Raw genomic sequence first — 18,551 nt, 5'->3', positions numbered from 1 at the left:
ATGAACAGCAGCACTGCCATCACGACCCCGCAGGGCTACCGGGAGGTCGGCGAGGGCCGCTTCCGGGAGAACGTCGGAGCCGGACTCGGCGACTTCGTCGTCGGCCGCATCTTCGAGCACCGGCCCGGACGGACGGTCACCGAGACCGACCACGTCCTCAACCTCGCCCTGACCGGCAACGTGGCACCGATCCACTCCGACATCACATTCTGCGAGCACCTCGGCAGGGACCGGGTGCTGGTCTGCGGCATGGTCACTCTCGGGATCGTCATGGGCGCCAGTGTCCGCAGCACCAGCGGGCTGACCACCGCCAACCTCGCGCTGGACGGACTGCGCCTCGTTCACCCGGTGTTCGTCGGCGACACCCTCTACGCCGAGACGGAGATCACCGAAGCCCGGCAGTCCCAGAGCCGTCCCGAGTACGGCGTCGTCACCTGCAAGATCAGCGGCTTCAACCAGGACCGCCAGAGGGTCATCGTCTTCCAGCGGACCTTCTTCGTCCCCGCCGACGCCTCCGCCGTCCGCGACGCCACCACCTACTAGGAGCAGCTCATGGGTGAGGCCATCACCGTCGTCCCCGCCGACGAGGACCTCCTGACCGAGTACGACACCCTCGCCACCCGGGCCTTCGGGCGCCGGGTCGACGACATCAGCCAGCTTGCCGGACACGCCGACATCCGCGTCGCCCTCCACGGCGGCCGGGTCATCGCCGGCGGGCTGGGCATGCTCATCGCACAGCACTTCGGTGGCCGTCCGGTCCCCAGCGCCTGCGTCGGCTCGGGATGCGTCGCCCCGGAATACCGCGGCGACCGCCTGACCGTCCGCATGCTCAACGAGAGGATCCGCCCCCTTGCCGAGCAGGGCGCCGTCCTCGCCACCCTGTGGACGTCCTCCAACGGCTACGCACGCCGCATGGGCTGGGAGGCACCCACCCCGGTGTTCTCCTGGTCCGTGCCCGCCGACGCCCTCAAACGCGACTTCGCCCCCGGCGACTTCGACATCGAGCACGGCCTCACCCCGGGCAGCGAGGAACTCCAGCGGCGCCTCGCCCCGCGCTGGAACGGCACGCTCCTGCGACCCCCGTGGTGGACCACCCACAAGCAGCGCCAGCACGACCTGACCTTCTACCGGTTCAACCGCCCCGGCCAGCCCACGGCCGGCTACCTGTCACTGGCCACCCGCCAGCACGAGCGACACGGCGCGCACCTGGACGTCCACGACTTCTGGGCCGAAGACGACATCGCCGGTTCCGCGATGCTCGCCTTCCTCGGCCGCCACAACACCCGGATCGCCACCATCGGCTTCCACCGCACCAGCCTCCCGCCCCATCCGCTGCTCCTCCACGGCCTCCACCGCTACGGCAGCGCCACCGCCGAGTCCTGGCACCCCTGGATGCTGCGCATCCTCGACCTGCCCGGAGCCGTACGGCTCCGCGGCTGGCCCGCCGACCTGGACACCACCCTCCCCATTGGCGTCGACCAGGGCGACGGCACCACCGAGCGCTACCTCCTGAAGATCGCGCACGGCGCCGCCGAACTCCAGCCCACCCGCACCGAGCCCCGGGTGACCGTCAACCGCCGCCAGGCCACCCTCTGGTACGCCGGCGGCTACCGCAGTACCGCCGCCGCCCGCATGGCGGGAATCCACGCCACCGACGAACAGAGCCTGACTGCCTTCATCCGCAGCACCACCGAACACGAACTCTGGTGCGCCGAGCACTTCTGAACCATCACCCGGTCAGGAAGCACCACGCCGGGTTCGACTTCCCTAACGAAACTGACAACCCCGTGTGAACAGGGTGTCCTGTGTGACAGCCTGCGGCGGTGACCCAACCCTCAACGCACCCACCCGTTGACGTCATCGAGGCCACCGAGCTCCGCCTCTTCGAAGAGCCACCGCCGCATCTGTCCGTTGAACACCGAGCGGCACGCGACCGCGTCTGGGACGAACTGGCCAGCAACAACTCCGCCCTCTTCGACGGCCCCGTCGTCGCCTGCACCAGCCTCACCCAGCCGCACCCGCACGAACTCCTCCTCGGCTGGTGCCGGGTGTCGTACCGCAACTTCGCCCTGCGCCGGGTGCCCGGCGCCACCGCCCTGCCGTCCCTGTTCGTCGACGTCCTCCAGCCCACCGCCGACGGCGCCTTGCTGGTCGCCCGGATGTCGACCGCCACCGCCCACCCCGGCCGCTGGCACCTGCCCGGCGGATCGGTCGAGCACCCCGACGCCGGCCAGCCCCTGGACGCCGCGGCACTGCGCCACAACGCAGCACGCGAACTCCTGGAAGAACTCGGCGTCGACACCGCTCCCGACGACCTGACGCTGTGGGCCGTCACCCGCGGCGATCACGGCAACATCGGCATCCACTTCGCCGCCCCGCCCCAGCCTGCGACCGTTCTCCACGAGCGGTTCGCCGCAGTCGTCTCCGCCGCCACCGCCGTCGGCCAGGCCCCCGAACTCGAACAGATCACGTTCGTCCACAGCCCGGCCGACCTCAAGGCCCTCGATGGCCCGCACGCCGACTACCTCGAACCCCTCGTCGGCCGGTACGCACGGATACTCCTGTAGCCGCACGTCGTGGGGAAGAAGACTCAACTAAAGGAAGGATGCTGATGGACACCGCAGACCACTGCGCGGAAGGCACCGACATGGCCGGGACAGTGCTCGCTGCCCAACTGACCTTCATCGGCGTAGTGCTCTTCACTGCGCTGTACGCGCCCCGCGAGAACAGCGACCGGGCATTCCGGCTGCTGGACTGGATGAAGAGCAGCTAGGCCGTGTCTCTCAACTTCGTAGCCAGGTGATGACCGCAGCCAACACGGCTGCTGAGCGATAGACGATCGCGAGCTTGTCATAACGCGTGGCCAGCCCCCGCCACTGCTTGAGCAGGCTAAAAGATCGTTCCACGATGTTCCTGCGCTTGTAGGTCTCGGCGTCCAAGGTGCGGGGTCGTCCGCCGCTGCGGCCCTTTCTCTTACGGTTGGCCTGCTGATCGGCGCGTTCGGGGATCACCGCTCGGACACCTCGGGACGCGAGGTCTGCGCGGATCTGCTGGGAGGCGTACGCCTTATCTGCGAGCAGAGCGTCCGGTGTAGTGCGCGGCCTGCCGCGGCCGAGTCGCGGGACCCGGATGTCGCCCAGCACGAGGGGGAAGACCTGCGCGTCGTGGACCTGGCCCGGAGTAACAACGACGGCCAGCGGACGGCCGTTGCCGTCCACGGCGTGATGGATCTTGGTCGTCAGGCCGCCGCGTGACCGGCCTATCGCGTGGCTCGCCGGCTCACACAGGGTCGCAGGGGCTTCGCTCTTGCTTCGGCGGGTGGCGGCGCCGGTGTCCTTCTCCGGCCGGGCCGTGTTCGTGGCGTGCTGGTGGGCCCGGTTGATCGTTGAGTCGACCGAGACCGTCCAGTCGATCCCGCCGGTCGAGTCCGCCTGGGCGGTCAGCTGCGCCAGGACCGTGTCCCAGGTGCCGTCCGCTGCCCACCTGCGATGGCGCTTCCACACCGTCTGCCAGGGACCGAACGCTTCGCGGGGCAGGTCTCTCCAGGGGATTCCGGTGCGATATCGGTAGATGATCCCTTCGACGATGCGGCGGTGATCGGCGAACGGCCGCCCTGCCTTCCCCGTGTTGCGGGGAAGGCAGGGCGACAGACGCGCCCACTGCTCGTCGGTCAGCAGGCGTATGCGCCCGCACGTGGTCACCGAGGCTGGTAGGCGGTGGCCAGCACGGAGACGGTGACCTCATCGGGCAGGAGGCCGTCATCGTTGAGGTCTGCACGGCTCACGTGGCGTGCGCTCGGTGTCATCGCCACCAGGTCCAGGGCATCCAGCCTGGTCAAGGGTGCGGTGTACTCCACTTGTTCGGTGACGGTGCCCTCGAAGAGTGGGGCCAGCGCCCGGTGCAGGCGCTCTTCCTTGGCCGGGTCGATCGTGACCATCGCGGGCAGCCGGTCGCGCAGCTCGGCCAGGTGCCGCCCGGTGGGACGGACCACGATCAACCGGCCAGTCGGACGCAGCACGCGGTGGAACTCGGCCGGGTTGCGCGGGGCGAACACGTCGAGCACGACATCGGCCACCCCGTCGGCCAGCGGGAAGGTGCGGAAGACGTCCCAGGCCACCGCCGCAGCTCGGTCGTGGGCTCGGGCTGCCGAGCGCAGTGCGCGCACCGACGTGTCCAGACCCAGTCCACGGGCGCCGGGCAGATGGTCGAGTACGCCGGCCAGGTAGTAGCCCGTGCCGCACCCCACGTCCACGACCGTGGCCTGGTCAGCGGCAGCGTCGGCCGCCAGGCGGGCCCCGACGTTGCGGATGGGCGCGTAGGTACCGGTGGACAGGAACCGGTTCCGGGCTTGGACCATGGCCGCGTCGTCGCCGCTGGTGGCGCGGGTGCCCGTCAGCAGGCCGGCGTAGCCGTGGCGGGCGATGTCGAAGGTGTGGCCTACCGGGCAGCGCAGTGCGCCGCGGTCGGGGTGCAGCTGGCGCGTGCGGCACGTTGGGCAGCGCAGCAGGCCGAGGGAGAGTTCGAGGGCAGGGGGAAGCGACACGGGCACGAGGCACTCCTGGCAACGGTGAGGGGAAGAGACCGTGCCTGCGCGTGCTCGGAGCGTGACTGCCTCGGGAAGGAACGGGCAGCGTCGGGAGCGTGGTTCATGCGGCAGGCACACCAAGGAGGGCGACGCCGTCCGGCATCGCCCTCGGTGTCTTCCGATCACAGGAAGCAGCAGTGCGGGGTGCTCATGAATGCCACGTCATGAGTCTACGAGCATCGGCGAAGCCCCTGATGCCCCAACGAAGTTGAGAGACACGTCCTAGCCCGCGGCGCCGAGCCCGTACCGCCGGTCCGGCGCCGCACCCCGCGGACACGGCATCGGGGGGCGCGGCTCATAGGCTGCTCGCGGTTCCCGCCCGCTGCGCATCACCATCGAGACCACAGCTTTGGACGGCACCACCGTCACCACCGCGTATGAACGAGGCCTCGCCCGGCTCATCGCCCACGAGATCGACCACCTCAACGGTCTGCTGTATCGGAGCCGGATGCGCCCCGGTGTCGAGCCCTCCCCGTCGAGCAGTACCGGCAGACCGGCCGGAGCTGGGCATACGACTCCTGACCTGCCGCCACGACGCCGAGCTGCTCAGCCGCGAACCGTACCGGCCGTCACGGGGTACTCCCTCCCGTGGTACGGCGGGCGGCCTTGACGGTGCGGGCGGTGGGCGCGATGAAGGCGTGCATCAACTGCAGGGCGCCGTCGCACTGCGCGCCGACGGCCGCCAGGTCGCGGTGCCGGCGCCCGCGGGTGCCCTTGCCGGAGGGGTCGACGAGGTCGAGTTCGTGGACGACTTCGTGGCGGGCGTTGAAAAACGGCTGGTGGCCGGTGAGTATCGCGTCGTCGAGGGCGGGGTCCTTCTTGAGGCCGAGGGCATTGCGGCAGCGGGTCAAGTCCTTGGCGCCCTGGATACTGGAGCCGGTCAGGTCCTCGACGTAGAGGTCGATCAGGGCGGAGCGCGGGTCGATGTCGGTGACGGCGGTCTTGGTGGCCTTCGTCAGCTCGCCGGTGAGGCGGTTGGCCAGGAAGTGCGCGTCGCCGGGCGTGGCCAGCAGGGTCGGCAGGGAGTCGCGCAGGAGGGTGCGCAGGCAGGCGTCGATGCCGGCCGCGGTGAACACGATCGCGGCGCGGGCCTGGTCGGAAGGTCGGTCAGATCAACGAGGGTCAGCTTCGACAACGTCTTCTCCTTGCAGTTCCCCCGCGCGGTGCCCGCGGCCTCTCTCGCGTCGAAGTATGCGGCCCGAACGTGGCGGAGCCCCCAGCCGGGTCGGGTGGGCGACCGGCCGGGGGGCTCCTGGCGGCCCGTGCCCTCGGGGGAAAGGCATCGGGCTGTCTGGGTGGTGGTCAGACTGGGGACGGTTCCGGGGCGCACTTGGCCCAGTCGTACAGAGTCACGATGGCCCTGCACTGGACAGCCATGTCCCAGAGGTAGGTGGGTGTGTTCCTCGGGAGCTGCAGGCGTCGTTCGGTCTCTGCCAGGACGTGCGCCGCGACGTCTTGGTCGTCCGCCGAGAGGTGGGAGGTGACCGAGCTCAGCTCAGGCACGAGCAGCTGGATGTGCCCGAGGACCAGGCTGTTCAGGCGTTCGGTCTCTTCTGTGGAAAACCGGCTTGGGCTCCAGAGCACGCGCTCGCACGTCGCCCGGATCGTGGCGATGTCGATTGCGTCCGCGGGCCGGGGCGTCGTCGCGGTCACCGCAGGGCCCCCTCGGTTTCCGAGGTCCCTATGGCCATCCTGTACGCGGCCGTCACCTCGCGGCCGACGTCCTCACCGTGCATGAGGGGGTGCGGGGTGTTCGTCGACTCGACCCAGGGCTGTGTGTCCCAGATGGCGCCGTTGCTCGGCGGGAGGGCGATCCACCCTTCGGGGCCCGTCCGAACCTCGACCCCGTCATGGACGGCCGCGTACCGCCCTGTTGCCGGCAGCACCAGCAGAGCCGCGGTCCTCCCGTGCGTGACCAGGCACGGGACCCGACCAATCCGGTCGAGCTGCAGCATGGCCACCATCCCGACCCGGAAGGGCATCAGCACGGCGTCGAAGTGGGTGGTGGACGCGATGAGCGAGCCCCCGGGCGTTGACTGCAGCATCTCCTCGACCGAGGCCTCGACGAGCCGGGGACCGGGAGAAACCACCGGATGGGCGCCCGGGGTCGGGCAGTCTCGGTTCTCGCAGGTGCAGCCCTGGCGAGGGCGTAGGCGGTGGCCTAACGACACCGGCCAGCCGAGTTGGACGTAGGCGCGAGCGGCAGCAGCCGGAGCGCGGGTGTTGATCGGCTCCATCGGCCGACACCCCCAAGTGATCACCTAGGTACGGATCGTGACGATCACGAGGATGGAGCCCGGAACGCACCGCGCCCCCTAGATTTTCTAGGGGGCGTTTCAGCAACGGGTGACGACGGGTCAGTGCACCAGCTCCATGTGGCGGATGAGCCCGGAGAGCGCGCCGGCCTGGGAGGGGACGCCGACCCGGGCGAGGTCACTGACAAGAGCCCTGGCCATGGGGTCCGAGTGCACATAGAACGGTGCCTCCGCCGCGGCCGCCCTCAGCTTCGTGACCGCGCTCCCGCTCCTGCCCATGCGATGCAGGGCACGTGCCTCATCGATGGCGAAGTGCGTGCGCCGTTCGCGGCTGGGGACGTCGCCGACGTTGACGTTCGGCACCTTCCGCAGGCCCGTGTCGGGCTGGTCGACCTCGACGCCGGCCTCCGCCGCGTGCACGGCCACGGTGCCCCGGCCGAACACGGTGTGCGCATCGACGTCGTACCAGCGGTCGCCGAGCCGGTCGGCGTCGTCGAGGGCCGCGTCGATCCGGGCCCAGGCGTCCGTCTGCTGGTTGCCGCGCGCGTGAGCGATGGCGCACCGCAAGTGGAGAGCGCCCCGCAGGGAGACCGCCGCATCCTGGGTCGCGCGACCCGACGTGTACGGCTCCAGGTCCTGCAGCGCGGCATCGGCGACCGCCACCGTCTCCCGCAAGCTCGCCTGATGAAGCAGGGCCCCGCATCGGTCCCACGCCACCGAGGCCTTGACGACCGGGTCGTCCAGCTGCGCGGCGGCGCCGGCCGCGACCTCGGCAGCGATCCACGCCAGATCCGGGTAGCCCAGCTGGTTCAACGCCATCCGTGCGGTGCGGGCCGCGTCGACCAGGAGGCGCAGGACGTCCTCGCGGCTCCGCTCGTCGGCGACGAGCAGCGCGGTGTTGAGGTCCTCCACCGTCGGGGGCAGCAGAGTTGCGACCTTGGGCAGGTCGGCCGCCTGGCGCGCGACGTTGGTGTTGCGGGAGCGGACCCGCAGGGCGTCGAGCTCCACCTGCGGACCTTGCGGGCTCAGACCGGGGTGTCCGGACAGGATCAGTCCGGCCCGGCGCAGGCCGGTACGCAGTGCTGGAATGTGGGCATGGGCGAGATTGCCCTCGTTGCGCTGGAGACGGTAGGGCTGGCCGAGAAGCCAGACAACATCCACGTCGCACCGGTCGGCAATCGCGGTGATCACCGAGTACCGGTCGAGGGGCTGGCGGCCCGACTCGACGTTCGCCATCCACCCTTCGGTGTGGTTCACGAAATCGGCAAGCTCAACTTGCGTGAGTCCTGCGGCGTTTCTGGCGATCCGTACACGTGTCCCGATGTGCTCGTCACTGGAGAGAGGCATACTGGGCTCCGTTCTGACTCGACACTCGGAACGGTACGCCGAACGGTGCCTCGCTTCCCTTGGGAAGCGAGGCACCGTTCGGCGTACTCACACCCGGATTGGGCTCGTCACAAAGTCCAGCGCCCGGGGCAACACCGATTCCTGTCGTCCGCGGGCATGGTCTGCCCGCCCGAGTAGTCCGGCGCAGTAAGCCGCTTGCCTGGCGATTCGTGCTCGGCGTGGTCGGCGGAGTCGGGACCGCAGTCGGGGGTTCCCTGTACTGGTGGATCCAGTCCAGGTGACTCCAGTCGGCACGTGCGGAGGCCGTCACCCCGATCTGGGGGTGACGGCCTCCGTCCTGCGGTGTGCGCTTATCGCTGTCCGTACCGTTCGGGGAAGTGCGCCTTGAGGGCGGAGCGGGTCCACAGGATCCCGCCAAAGGAGCCGAGGACGATGCCGATCGGGAAGCCGATGGCCCAAGAGGTGAACACGTCGTCGGGTGCATGGCCGTCGACGACGTGGGAGAGGGCCCACGGAGCCAGGGACACCGCGGTGAGCACGAGCACCCACGCCACGAGGAAGACCCGGCCGCTGGACAGACCCTGTTCCTTGCGCATCCGCGGGCTGTAGATCAGACCGGCCGTCATCGCGAAGGCGATTGCTCCGGGGCCGGCGGAGCCGAATGTGACTGTCTCCCTGAGCGTCTCCATACGCGGCGTGCCGTCCCCTCCGGAGCGATGCGGTCGAGAGAGAGTGTGCCAGCCCCCACTGACAACCGGCCCCGGGTTGGATAATGCGTGGGAGGGGCGGGGCGCCGTTCCGCACTGTCCGTACGGCACTCAGCCACCTCATTGCTCTTGGTGGCGGTGGCCGGTCTGTTCCTTACTGCTCGGCATCGCGCGCGGCGGGATCGATACCGGCGCCGCGGAGCGCTTCATAGACAGTGGTGCGCGACAGGCCAGTCGCACGCCGGATGTCCTGGACGTTCTCCATGCCGTCGTTCCACAGCTCGACCGCGATGCGCTTGAGCGCCAGAGCGGCACCGAGGCGTTGGGTGCGCCAGTCCTCGGCCGAGGCAAGGAGCTGCTCGCGGCCTGAGGTCTCGTTCCCTCCCCACCCGGTGGCCCGCGACCACACATCTTCCGCGACGTCGCCCCCGAGCTGGGCGTGCAGGCGGGCGTACAGACTGGGGAAGACGTCCTGGTCTTCCTCTTGGTCGATCAGCCTGCCCAGGGTCCAGGGGTCGGTGGGCACCCGCGGGTCCAGGTACTCGCGGCCCGGGTGGGCGACCGCGACGAAGGCCTCGACTTCGCTCGTCGTGCGTCGGCTCTCGAACGCGGCGATCCGCCCGGCGTAGCGCTTGGCGTTGCTCTCGGCGATGAACGGACCGATGAGGGCAGGGGGATGGTTCTGCGGGGTGACGACCACGGCATAGGTCTTCAACATGTCCACTACTGTACATGTCCAGCATTGGACACTTTGCCGGTGGGGCCACAGGCCCCGCGGGGCCCCGGGGCCAGCCAGCTGCCGTGTCCGGCGGGAACCTTTCACAGGATTTCGCCATGCACCGGCCGGAGCGGGAGAATCCCGACGGCATCAACTCCGATGAGCCGCTTCACCGGAGCGCCGCACACCACCGACACCGAAGGAGACGCACATGGGGCGGGTCAAGGCGCGCAAGGGGGAAACGTCGGGCGTACGCCCGGCTCGTGCCGGAGAAGGCGACGCTGTCCGGAACCTGCTCGCGGAAGTGGCCCGGGACGAACAGGACCGGGTGCAGCTGGCCGTGTCCTGCCAGCTCATCGACAACAAGGTCGACACGGCCCGGTTCGACGAGCCGTTCCGCATCCTGGTCTTCGAGCGGCGCCGCACCCTGCTGGGCGCCGCGCTCGTACAGGCCGGCAGCCTCGGCTCGAAGCCGGGCGAGCACCTGGACGAACTGAAAGCCCACCCGAACCTGCATGCCCAACAGGTTGGCATGCAGCGCAAGATGTTCGACCGGGTCAACGCGGTCACCGCACATCTGGCCTTCATGGCGGTGGCGCCCGCCTCCCGCGGGCAGGGCATCGGCCGACAGCTGGTGTCGGCGGCCGCCGACATCGAGCGCCAGCGCGGCCGCCGGATGCTGACCGGCTACGTGTGGGACGACGATCTGGCGAACATGTACGAGCGGTGGGGGTTCATCGTCTCCCCGCCGGAGAGGGTCGGGTTCTTCCTGCGGGAGAAGGTCGGCAATCTGTACGCGCCCTCCGCCGCCGCGCTCAGCCTGACGGAGGGCTCCCGCATGATCGTGCTGCCGCTCGTCCCGGAGGTCCGCGCCTACGACATCGGGACCGAGGAACAGCCGTTCCCGGCAGTGGTCGGTGTCGAGGAGCCGTTCGACCCCTCGCACCTGGACACTCCGCAGGAGCTCACCGAGATGAAGGAACGCATCGAAGCCCTCATGCAGCAGCAGATGACCCTCTACGGGCCGGAACGCGCCCGCGCCATGTTCGATGCCTTCCTCGGGAGCCAGGCCTGGCCCCGTGGCTGAGCGCCCCGCCGCCCGCAGCCCCACGGCATCCGCTCCAGAAGGTGGCGCGATGAACTACGCGACGCGCGCCCCGGACCCGTACGCCGTTCTCACCGGCTGGCTCTCCGGGGCGTACGTACGGCCCGACGGCCAGGAGGGCATCGGCCGGGTCTGGGACGAGGACACCAAGTACCGTTACGGCCTCCGCCTCGCCGGGCGGGAGGCCCTGCCCGGCTGGAAGCAGGACTGGTTCCGCTACATCGGCGATCTCGTCTGGCACTTCGAGCCCCTACACATCCAGGACTGGGCGTCCAGGCTCACCGCCTTCGACGGCACCGGGACGCCTCCGGGTTATCAACCGCCTCACCCGAAACCCGAAAGAGTGTTCCATTTGTCACAGGTGGCGGGTTAAAGTCGCGCCAACGGATCTTGCACAGATGCGGAGGTGTCGGCATGGATGACAGCACGACCCCTCGTCGGGGCCGGCCTCCGGGCCCGCGGACCGCCGGGGGAGAACTGACGGTCCGCCAGGCGGCGATCGTCCGCTACATCACGGAGACGGTCGCGCGGCAGGGCTACCCGCCGTCGATGCGGGAGATCGGCCAGGCCGTCCGGCTCGCCAGCACGTCCTCGGTTGCCCATCAGCTGACGGCGCTGGAGCATAAGGGCGTCCTCTACCGCGACCCGCGGACCCCGCGCGCTTACCGGGTCCGGACCTCTTGGGCTCCCGAGCTGAGCAGCGGAGGCGACACGGCCGTCGAGGTCCCGCTCGTCGGGACGATCGCCGCCGGTGCCCCGCTGCTTGCCGAGGAGACGTTCGAGGACGTGCTCGTTCTGCCTCGGCAGCTTGTCGGCGACGGCGAGGTCTTCGCCCTGACCGTCTCCGGCGATTCCATGGTCGATGCGGCGATCTGCGACGGTGACATCGTCACCGTCAAACGCCAGGACAGCGCCGATCACGGCGACATCGTTGCCGCGCTCCTGGACGACGAGGCCACGGTGAAGGTGCTGCGCCGGCAGGACGGCCGGGTCTGGCTCATGCCGCGCAATCCTGCCTACGACCCGATCCCGGGCGACGACGCGCGAATCCTCGGCAAGGTCGTCGGCGTCCTGCGCGTGCTGTAAGAGTCTGGCATCGCTTGCAGCAACGGCACCCCGGATACGAGCGGGCCGATACCGCGCGTCCGTGAACGCCGCCCTCACCCTGCTGCGGGCCCGGCCTTCTAACGAAGTCACATCCCTTCCAGGGGCACTTCACCTGCTGTGCCCGCATACACGGGGCTGGTGTGGCACCGTGGATTCAGGCGGGTCCGTCACTCCCCCCGTGGTGGCGGACCCGCCTCTCTACGCGACCGTGTCATCCAGAGGACGTCTTCCGGTCGTGTCTGTTCGACGACCGGCCGGTCCCCGGTGCTGGGCATCTCGGTGCGGGAGTTGGTGGCGAGGGCAGCGGGGTAGAGCACCTGGTGCCCGAAGCGGGCGCGGGCACGGTCAGCGACGGCTTCGATCGCGAGAGGCTTGTCGTCGACGGCGTCGAGGGTGAGCTGACGGGTGGCCAGGTCGACCGGCCGAAGGGCATCGGCGCGCAGCGCGATGCTGCGGACCCGCGCGCGCTGAAGCCCGAGGGAGTTGTAGATCGCGTACGCTGCGCGGGCCAGGAGCACGGTGTGCTGAGTGGCCTCTGACAGGACACGGTTGCGTCGGGTGGAGCTCCGGTCGGCATAGTGGATGGTGCAGGTCAGGCCACTCGCGATCTGGTTTGAGGTACGAAGCCGGGCACCGAGGTCGTCGGCAAGGGCGAGCAGGGCGCGTCGGTGGGTGGCCGGGTCGAGCTCGTCGCGGTCAAAGCGGTGCTCGCTGCTGATGCTCGCCGGGGTCGGGGTGGGGTCGACGACCTGAGTGTCGCTGCCCTGGGCGTGCTCGTGGAGGGCGCGGCCGGCCCGGGCGCCGAGCAGACGTTGCAGCGTCAGCTGGGGGACATCGGCGACGTCGCCGACGGTGTGCAGACCATACGCGGCGAGCGTCGCGGCGGTCCGCGCGCCCACACCGGGCAACTCGCGGACCGGACGCGGACGCAGGAAGACGGAGATGGCTTCGGGGGAGTCCTCTACTACGGTGAGCTGCCCGGGCGGGGTGATGGCGCAGGCCATCGCGGCGAGCATCCGATTGCCTGCGCAGCCCGCAGAACTGCGCAGGCCCAGGTGCGCGAGCACACGCAGCTGTACTACCTCCGTCAGGCCGCGGGCGTCGCGCCGCCAGTATGGGAGGGCACCAGTGAGATCAAGAACGGCGCTGTCCGCTTCGATCATCTGTACGCGCGGCGTGATGGTCTCCAGCAGACGGCGCAGCCGCTCCGGGAGGCTGGCATCAGGCTCGGCCGGCAGGTCGACGCGGAGGTGAAGGATGTGACGGCCCATGGTCATCCTGCGCTTCCTGGACTTCGGTGGCCGAGTCGGCGCAGGTCCGCCGAGCGGCTGCCGGCAGGCTGGAGATCGGCGTACGGGTGGAGCAGCGCTCCGGCGGTGCCGTCGGCGAGAGTCCGCTGTGGCGGGGCCTGCTGGGCCGGGGTGGGGGCGGGCGCGGTACGGCCGAGCAGGTCGAGGGCGGCCTGGGGGCCGTGGTCGCGTCGGGCGGCGGCCACCTCGTCCAGGTCCCAGACCATGGTGCCGACCACGGTGCGGCGCGGGCCGCGGGCTTCGACGGTGCCGCGGACCAACAGCAGACCGGAGTGGAACACGGTGTGCGCGCAGGCCTCGTGGGAGTCCTCGAAGAAGGCGATGTCGACGAGTCCGGAGCCGTCTTCCAGCGTGCAGAAGATGATCCGCTTGCCGCTCGGGATGGGCGGGGTCTGGGTGGAGGCCCGGACGCCGGCGACGAGGACCTGTTGTCCGGGGACCATGCCGCGCAGGTGGGCGGCGTCGGTCGCGCCGAGCTCGCGCAGGAGTCGGTGGTGGAAGTCCATCAGGTGATGGGTGACGTCGATCTGGAGCGTTTCCAGTTCCGCGCCGAGCTTGTCCCGGCTGGTCATCTCCGGCAGGCCGCTCGGGGCGGCGGTCACCAGTTCGCCGCCCAGGGGCAGTTGCCCGTCGGTGGTACCGCGGCTGCGGGACTGGCGGTGTAGTTCAGCGGCCTGGAGCAGCAGGTCCCGTCGTGTGAGCTCCCCTGCGAGAGGGCCGAGCGCGCCGATCCGGATCAGGCGCTCGGCGAGGGGGAGCGAAGGGCGGGCCCGCTGCCACAGGTCCTGCAGACCGGTGTACGGCTGCCCGTCGACCAGCCGGTCGCCCTCGGCGGCGGTGATGCCCTTGACGGTGGACAGGGCGAGGCGCACGCCCCAGCCCTGGCCGGTCTGTTCGACCCGGTGCTGGGTGTGGGAGTGGTTGACGTCGACCGGCAGGATCGGCACGCCGTGGCGGCGGGCGTCGGCCACGATCACCCGGCGCGGCCACATCCCCGGGTCGTGCTCCAGCAGCCCGGCGTACAGGAAGGCGGGGTAGCGGGCCTTGAGCACGGCAGACTGGAGGGCGGGTACGGCGAACGCGACCGCGTGCGCCCTGCAGAAGCCATACGCCCCGAACGAAGCGACGGTCTCCCACACCTCGTCGAGCACGGCCGTGCTGTAGCCGCGCTCGCCCGCGGTTCGGCGGAACCAGTCCTCGACCTTGGGCAGGCGGTCGGGATCGGCGAGGGCGCGGCGGGCGACGTCGCCGGCGGCCCGGTCGCAGCCGGTCATCCGGGCGAGGATCGCGATGATCTGCTCGTGCCAGATCACCACGCCATACGTGTCGGCCAGGATCGGCTCCAGGTCCGGGTGCGGGTACCGGGGTGCCGCGCCGTGCCGAGCCGCAATGAAGATCGCGGGCATGCCGCCCGATACAGGGCCTGGTCTGAACAGCGAGATGTCGGCGATGACGTCCTGCATGTGCCGCGGCTGCAGCCTCCCCACCAAATCCTGTTGCCCAGAACTCTCCAGCTGGAAGAGGCCGACGGTGTCGCTGCGCCGGATGAGGTCGAAGGCCTTCGGGTCGTCGAGGGACACGTGGTCGGGGTTGTCGAGATCGAGGGCCCGCCCCGTAGTACGACGGATCTCGGCTACGGCGTGCGCCATCGCGCTCTGCATCCGGACGCCCAGCACGTCCAGTTTCAGGAGCCCGAGGTCTTCGACGTCCTCCTTGTCGGCCTGCACCATCGGGTAGCCGGCCGGCGTCGGCTGCACCGGCAGCCGGTCCAGCAGGGACATATTGGAGATGATCACCCCGCACGGGTGCATGGCGTACCCGCGGGGAAGCGCGTCCAGGCCCTCGGCGAGTTCCCACAGCGGTCCGAACTTGGCTGCCCGTGCTGCCAGTTGCCGCAGCTCGGGGAGCTCGTGGAGGGCTGAGCGGATGTCGCGCGCTCGGATGTGCGGGAAGGCCTTGGCGATGTCGCCGACGACCTGGGGCGGCAGTCCGAGGGCGAGCCCGGCATCCCTCAGGGCGTGGCGGGCCCGGTAGGTCTCCGGCATACCGGTGACCGCCGTTCGTTCTTTGCCGAACCGCTTGATGATCGCGTCGTACACCTCCAGGCGTCGCTCGGACTCGACGTCCAGGTCGATGTCCGGGAGTGACCGGCGGCGGTCATTTAGGTGCCGTTCGAACAGCAGGTGATGCTCAAGGGGGTTGGCGGTGGCGATGAAAAGGCTGTGGTTGACCATGCTCCCGGCGCCAGAACCCCGGGCGGCGACCCGGATCCCGAGCGCCCGGGTGTCGGCGACCACCTGGGCGACGGCGAGGTAGTACGGTTCGAACGAGTTCCGGCCGATGACCTCCAGCTCGTAGTCGAGCTGCCGTACGGCGTGCTCGTCCCTGTCCAGGCCGCGCACGACCATCCCGGCCTCGCACCTTTGCTGCAGCAGCCGCATCGCCGAGTCGGCCTCTTCGCCGGCGCCCACGACGGCGGGTTCGGGGAAGTGCCGCCGCCCGATCCCGAGATCGGCCGGGGCGAGGGTGCAGGACTGGCCGGTGGTCTCGGTCTCGGCCAGCAGACGCGCAGCCCGGGCGGGATCGCCGCCGGCGGCCCGGGCGATCTGCTCGGCGGCGTCGGCCATGGCGGCCGGGCCCTTGAGCCACCGTTCGCCGCTGTCCAGCACCCGGCGGTCGACGGGCCGCAGCAGGCGGGCCGCGTCCAGGACGTCGGCCATCCGGTGCTGGCTGGGATCGGCGTAGCGGACGGCGTTGGTCAGCACCGTACGCACCCCGACCTGGTCACCCAGGCCCATCGTGCGGGCGGCTAGCCGCAGTGATCCCGGCCCCGTGCCCTGCCGCCCCAGATACACGGCGTCCAGCCGCAGCCGCTCCCCAGCCAGCTCGCGCCACGGGGCAAGCAGCTGCTCGGCGACGTCGGAGCGGCCGACGGACAGCGCGCGCAGCGGTTCGGAGGACGGGCCGAGCAGTACCACCAGGTCCTGGTCGGCGTAGGTACGCAGAGCGGCCCAGGAGACGACCGGCGCCGCGCCGTCGGCCTCGGCGTGCGCGGCGGACACCAGGCGGCACAGCCGTGCCCACCCGGCCGAGCTCTGCGCGAGCAGGGTGATACGCAGCGGCGGCTCGACCACGTGTGCACCGCCGCGCACGGGCGTACGCGGCCGGCCGGCTGCTGGGTCCGGCGGGGTGAGCGGGGCGACGGCGACGTCGACCCCGAAAACGGGGCGGATCCCGGCGGCCGCGGCGGCCTTGGCGAAGCGGACCGTGCCCGCGACGGTGTCCCGGTCGGTCAGTGCGAGCGTCGTCATCCCGCGCTCGGCGGCGCGCTGCACGAGGGCGCCGGGGAGGGAGGCGCCGTAGCGGGCGCTGTAGCCGGAGGCGACGCGCAGATGAGTAAATCCACGGCCTGCACCTCCTGTCTGTCGCGCCCCTCCCTGACCTGCGTTCTCTCCAGGTATCCACCATAACTCTAATTCGCACAGGTGTGCGAACAGCTGTGGTGATGGTGTCCCAGGCGCACGCCGACCGAAAGGAGCGGGACGGCAGTGGTTCAGAGGCCGGAAATCGCGAGTGTGACGTGCATCTCACTTTGTCTTTCGATCCTGTACGGCGGCTGCTTCTCGGCGGAAGGGGTGAGGTCGGCGACTGTCCGGCCCGGAAAGGCAGTCATGCCACATCCGTTCCAGCACCTCGCGCTGCTCGCGGCGCTCGTCGTCCTCGCGACGATCGCCCTCACCTCGCTTGCCGTCGATGCCGGTGACGAGCTCACCGAGCACCAGGCCCGCGTTCTGTGCGCCGCGATGAAGGCGATCGAGCACGTCGCGATCGCCTACGGCACCGCTCTGGCCGCCCAGGACACACCGGTCGCGCTGATCGTGAAGACGGTGATGCCCCTGCTTCGGTAGGCCCCCTCCACGTGCATCCGGACCGTCGTGGTCGGAGTCTGAGGCTGTGGAATTCCCCGTCGACGTCGCGCTCGCCGAACTCGTCCCGACCTTGCCGGTCGGGACGGGCTGGCGGTACGAGATGAAGTTCGACGGCCACCGGACCGTCGTCTGGCGGGAGAGGAACACCGTGCGGCTGCAGGCCCGCTCGGGGCGCGACGTCACCGCGGTGTGGATGGACCTGGCCCGGGCGGCCTTCGACATGCTCCCGCCGGGCACGGTTCTCGACGGCGAGGCCGTGATCTACGCCCACGGGAGGATCGACTTCGGGGCGGCGCAGTCGCGTGCCCTGTCCGCTCCGGCCCGGGCGCGCCGCCTCGCCGAAGACCTGCCCGCCCACTTCACGACCTGGGACATCCTGCTCCACCCCGAACAGGGAGACGTACGGGCACGGCCGTACGACGACCGGCGTGCCCTGCTCGCCACCCTGCTGCGGGAGCACGACGTCCAGCCGCCGATCCAGTTGGTACCGATGACCGACGACCCGGCGGTGGCCATGACCTGGTACCAACAACTCCCGGAGCAGGGCATCGAAGGCGTCGTCGCCAAGAGGGCCACCTCCGTCTACAAGCCGGGCCGGATCTGGAAGAAGATCCGTCACGCCGAGACCGTGGACGCCGATGTCGTCGGCTACACCGGCCCGGGCGCCCGGCCGCGCGCACTCGCCGTCCGGCTCCCCGGCGGACGTATCGCGCTTACCCAGTCCCTGACGGCGCCGCTCGCGGCGCAGGTCGCGGCGCACCTGGCCGCGACCGGGCCGCCACGCTCCGCCCGCACCAACTCGGGGGAGTCCTACACCACCACGACGTCCGGGCTGGTGGTCGAAGTCCTCGCGGGGACGACCCGCCACGCCGTGGTCACGGTCACCCGGCTGCGCAGTGCCTGAACCAGGCCGGGCGGCTTGCGCGGGCCTCGTTCCGCGTCGCCGCCGTGCTCTGCCATGTACCTCCATGTGCGTGGGGGGGCGGACGGCTGCGTGCCGCCCGGCCCCCGCGCGGGCCAACCTGCGTGCCCTTCAACACCCGCCAGCGGTGGAGGATGACGAGCACGTGGGGACGCCACCGCCGGTGGCGGGGCCGACCGTGCTCGGAGGCACGGCCGCCCACCCGAGCGCCACGAGGAGCCCCGCCACGACCACGGCGGCACCGATCGCGGCGCCCAGGTCTCCCGTGGCCGGGAGCCTGGTGCTGTTCTTCTTCGAGTTCTGGTAGACGCCGAACCCGACGGCCCCCGCCACCATCACGATGAGCAGCAGACCGGGGGTGATCACGAGCATGGTCATCGGACGGCCGGCATCCCCGTCCGCTCGGCATCACCGTCGCCGGGCGGTCCGTAAAGGCCGACGACGGCGACCACTGCCGTTTTCCCTGTTCGGGGGCGTTGTCCGAGGCATCGTGTAGCTTCGGGAATGTCAGTCAAGGGTTTCTCCTTCTGCCGCTACCAGTGGGGGTGGAGAACCCGGGACACACC

The 18,551-nt window shown here is 70.3% G+C and carries 21 protein-coding genes; 10 read left to right on the top strand and 11 right to left on the bottom strand.

Translation table 11 applies throughout. From position 1 onward, the window contains the following. The 4 genes from IEZ11_RS43700 to IEZ11_RS43685 all read left to right on the top strand — a co-directional run bounded on the left by IEZ11_RS43700 (position 1) and on the right by IEZ11_RS43685 (position 2,773). Positions 1–543, top strand: a complete 543-nt coding sequence (locus IEZ11_RS43700; protein WP_189268649.1) for a MaoC family dehydratase — start codon at positions 1–3, stop codon at positions 541–543. A gap of 9 nt (positions 544–552) precedes the next feature. Continuing rightward, positions 553–1,725, top strand: a complete 1,173-nt coding sequence (locus tag IEZ11_RS43695; protein ID WP_189268648.1) for a GNAT family N-acetyltransferase — start codon at positions 553–555, stop codon at positions 1,723–1,725. A 98-nt stretch (positions 1,726–1,823) separates the two neighbouring features. Continuing rightward, positions 1,824–2,567, top strand: a complete 744-nt coding sequence (locus IEZ11_RS43690) for an NUDIX hydrolase (protein ID WP_189268647.1) — start codon at positions 1,824–1,826, stop codon at positions 2,565–2,567. Between the two features lie 44 nt (positions 2,568–2,611). After that, positions 2,612–2,773, top strand: coding sequence for a hypothetical protein (locus tag IEZ11_RS43685; RefSeq protein WP_189268646.1), 162 nt, complete (start codon positions 2,612–2,614; stop codon positions 2,771–2,773). 10 nt (positions 2,774–2,783) lie between these two features. On the opposite strand, the gene IEZ11_RS43680 is transcribed toward IEZ11_RS43685, so the two are convergent. Both IEZ11_RS43680 and IEZ11_RS43675 read right to left on the bottom strand, forming a co-directional pair. Beyond that, positions 2,784–3,701 (bottom strand): IS5 family transposase, encoded by a 918-nt coding sequence (locus IEZ11_RS43680; protein WP_189268645.1) that lies wholly within the window; start codon positions 3,699–3,701, stop codon positions 2,784–2,786. Then, the gene (locus tag IEZ11_RS43675) at positions 3,698–4,549 is read right to left on the bottom strand and encodes a methyltransferase domain-containing protein (RefSeq protein WP_189268644.1); all 852 of its coding nucleotides are present in this window, start codon (positions 4,547–4,549) and stop codon (positions 3,698–3,700) included. Before IEZ11_RS43675 ends, IEZ11_RS43680 begins: the two co-directional genes overlap by 4 nt. A 385-nt stretch (positions 4,550–4,934) precedes the next feature. Between IEZ11_RS43675 and IEZ11_RS43670 the strand changes: the two genes are divergently transcribed. Next, complete coding sequence (locus tag IEZ11_RS43670; protein ID WP_229713731.1) at positions 4,935–5,195, top strand: peptide deformylase; 261 nt, start codon at positions 4,935–4,937, stop codon at positions 5,193–5,195. Here IEZ11_RS43670 and IEZ11_RS43665 read toward each other — a convergent pair. The 6 genes from IEZ11_RS43665 to IEZ11_RS43640 form a co-directional block, all read right to left on the bottom strand. Next, positions 5,155–5,661, bottom strand: a complete 507-nt coding sequence (locus IEZ11_RS43665; protein WP_229713730.1) for a hypothetical protein — start codon at positions 5,659–5,661, stop codon at positions 5,155–5,157. The two genes, IEZ11_RS43670 and IEZ11_RS43665, sit on opposite strands and share 41 nt — an antisense overlap. A 226-nt stretch (positions 5,662–5,887) precedes the next feature. After that, positions 5,888–6,238: a DUF6415 family natural product biosynthesis protein gene (locus IEZ11_RS43660; RefSeq protein WP_189268643.1), complete on the bottom strand. Its 351-nt coding sequence runs from the start codon at positions 6,236–6,238 to the stop codon at positions 5,888–5,890. Beyond that, positions 6,235–6,630: a hypothetical protein gene (locus tag IEZ11_RS43655; protein ID WP_189268642.1), complete on the bottom strand. Its 396-nt coding sequence runs from the start codon at positions 6,628–6,630 to the stop codon at positions 6,235–6,237. The genes IEZ11_RS43660 and IEZ11_RS43655 overlap by 4 nt, the downstream gene beginning before the upstream one ends. 312 nt (positions 6,631–6,942) lie before the next feature. Next, positions 6,943–8,187, bottom strand: coding sequence for a helix-turn-helix domain-containing protein (locus tag IEZ11_RS43650; protein WP_189268641.1), 1,245 nt, complete (start codon positions 8,185–8,187; stop codon positions 6,943–6,945). A gap of 350 nt (positions 8,188–8,537) precedes the next feature. Continuing rightward, positions 8,538–8,813 carry a hypothetical protein gene (locus IEZ11_RS43645; protein ID WP_189268640.1) on the bottom strand — a complete coding sequence of 92 codons (276 nt, stop codon included), beginning with the start codon at positions 8,811–8,813 and terminating at the stop codon, positions 8,538–8,540. A gap of 235 nt (positions 8,814–9,048) precedes the next feature. After that, positions 9,049–9,612 carry a hypothetical protein gene (locus tag IEZ11_RS43640; protein WP_189268639.1) on the bottom strand — a complete coding sequence of 188 codons (564 nt, stop codon included), beginning with the start codon at positions 9,610–9,612 and terminating at the stop codon, positions 9,049–9,051. Positions 9,613–9,823: 211 nt separating this feature from the next. Here IEZ11_RS43640 and IEZ11_RS43635 point away from each other — a divergent pair, with 211 nt between their 5' ends. Genes IEZ11_RS43635 through lexA form a run of 3 tightly spaced genes read left to right on the top strand, consistent with a single transcriptional unit; the run spans position 9,824 to position 11,803 of the window. Then, entirely contained in the window at positions 9,824–10,699 is an 876-nt protein-coding gene (locus IEZ11_RS43635; protein ID WP_189268638.1) for a GNAT family N-acetyltransferase, read from the top strand. A gap of 49 nt (positions 10,700–10,748) precedes the next feature. After that, positions 10,749–11,090 carry a hypothetical protein gene (locus tag IEZ11_RS43630; RefSeq protein ID WP_189268637.1) on the top strand — a complete coding sequence of 114 codons (342 nt, stop codon included), beginning with the start codon at positions 10,749–10,751 and terminating at the stop codon, positions 11,088–11,090. A gap of 41 nt (positions 11,091–11,131) precedes the next feature. Continuing rightward, entirely contained in the window at positions 11,132–11,803 is a 672-nt protein-coding gene (lexA, locus tag IEZ11_RS43625; protein WP_189268636.1) for a transcriptional repressor LexA, read from the top strand. A gap of 188 nt (positions 11,804–11,991) precedes the next feature. Here lexA and IEZ11_RS43620 read toward each other — a convergent pair whose 3' ends face one another. Both IEZ11_RS43620 and IEZ11_RS43615 read right to left on the bottom strand, forming a co-directional pair. Beyond that, positions 11,992–13,101: a DNA polymerase Y family protein gene (locus IEZ11_RS43620; RefSeq protein ID WP_189268635.1), complete on the bottom strand. Its 1,110-nt coding sequence runs from the start codon at positions 13,099–13,101 to the stop codon at positions 11,992–11,994. Beyond that, positions 13,098–16,526 (bottom strand): DNA polymerase III subunit alpha, encoded by a 3,429-nt coding sequence (locus tag IEZ11_RS43615; protein ID WP_229713740.1) that lies wholly within the window; start codon positions 16,524–16,526, stop codon positions 13,098–13,100. The genes IEZ11_RS43620 and IEZ11_RS43615 overlap by 4 nt, the downstream gene beginning before the upstream one ends. 279 nt (positions 16,527–16,805) lie before the next feature. Between IEZ11_RS43615 and IEZ11_RS43610 the strand changes: the two genes are divergently transcribed. Beyond that, on the top strand, positions 16,806–17,042 hold the full coding sequence (locus IEZ11_RS43610; protein WP_189268634.1) for a hypothetical protein: 237 nt from the start codon (positions 16,806–16,808) through the stop codon (positions 17,040–17,042). A gap of 46 nt (positions 17,043–17,088) precedes the next feature. Beyond that, entirely contained in the window at positions 17,089–17,967 is an 879-nt protein-coding gene (locus tag IEZ11_RS43605) for an ATP-dependent DNA ligase (protein ID WP_189268633.1), read from the top strand. Positions 17,968–18,096: 129 nt separating this feature from the next. Here IEZ11_RS43605 and IEZ11_RS43600 read toward each other — a convergent pair whose 3' ends face one another. Further along, complete coding sequence (locus IEZ11_RS43600; protein ID WP_189268632.1) at positions 18,097–18,363, bottom strand: hypothetical protein; 267 nt, start codon at positions 18,361–18,363, stop codon at positions 18,097–18,099. Positions 18,364–18,551: the final 188 nt, after the last annotated feature.

Source organism: Streptomyces fuscichromogenes (assembly GCF_014645815.1).
In the GTDB taxonomy this organism is placed as follows: Bacteria; Actinomycetota; Actinomycetes; order Streptomycetales; family Streptomycetaceae; genus Streptomyces; species Streptomyces fuscichromogenes.
The sequence above is the reverse complement of the archived record's forward strand: the minus strand, read 5'-3'. Positions and strand labels throughout refer to the sequence as shown.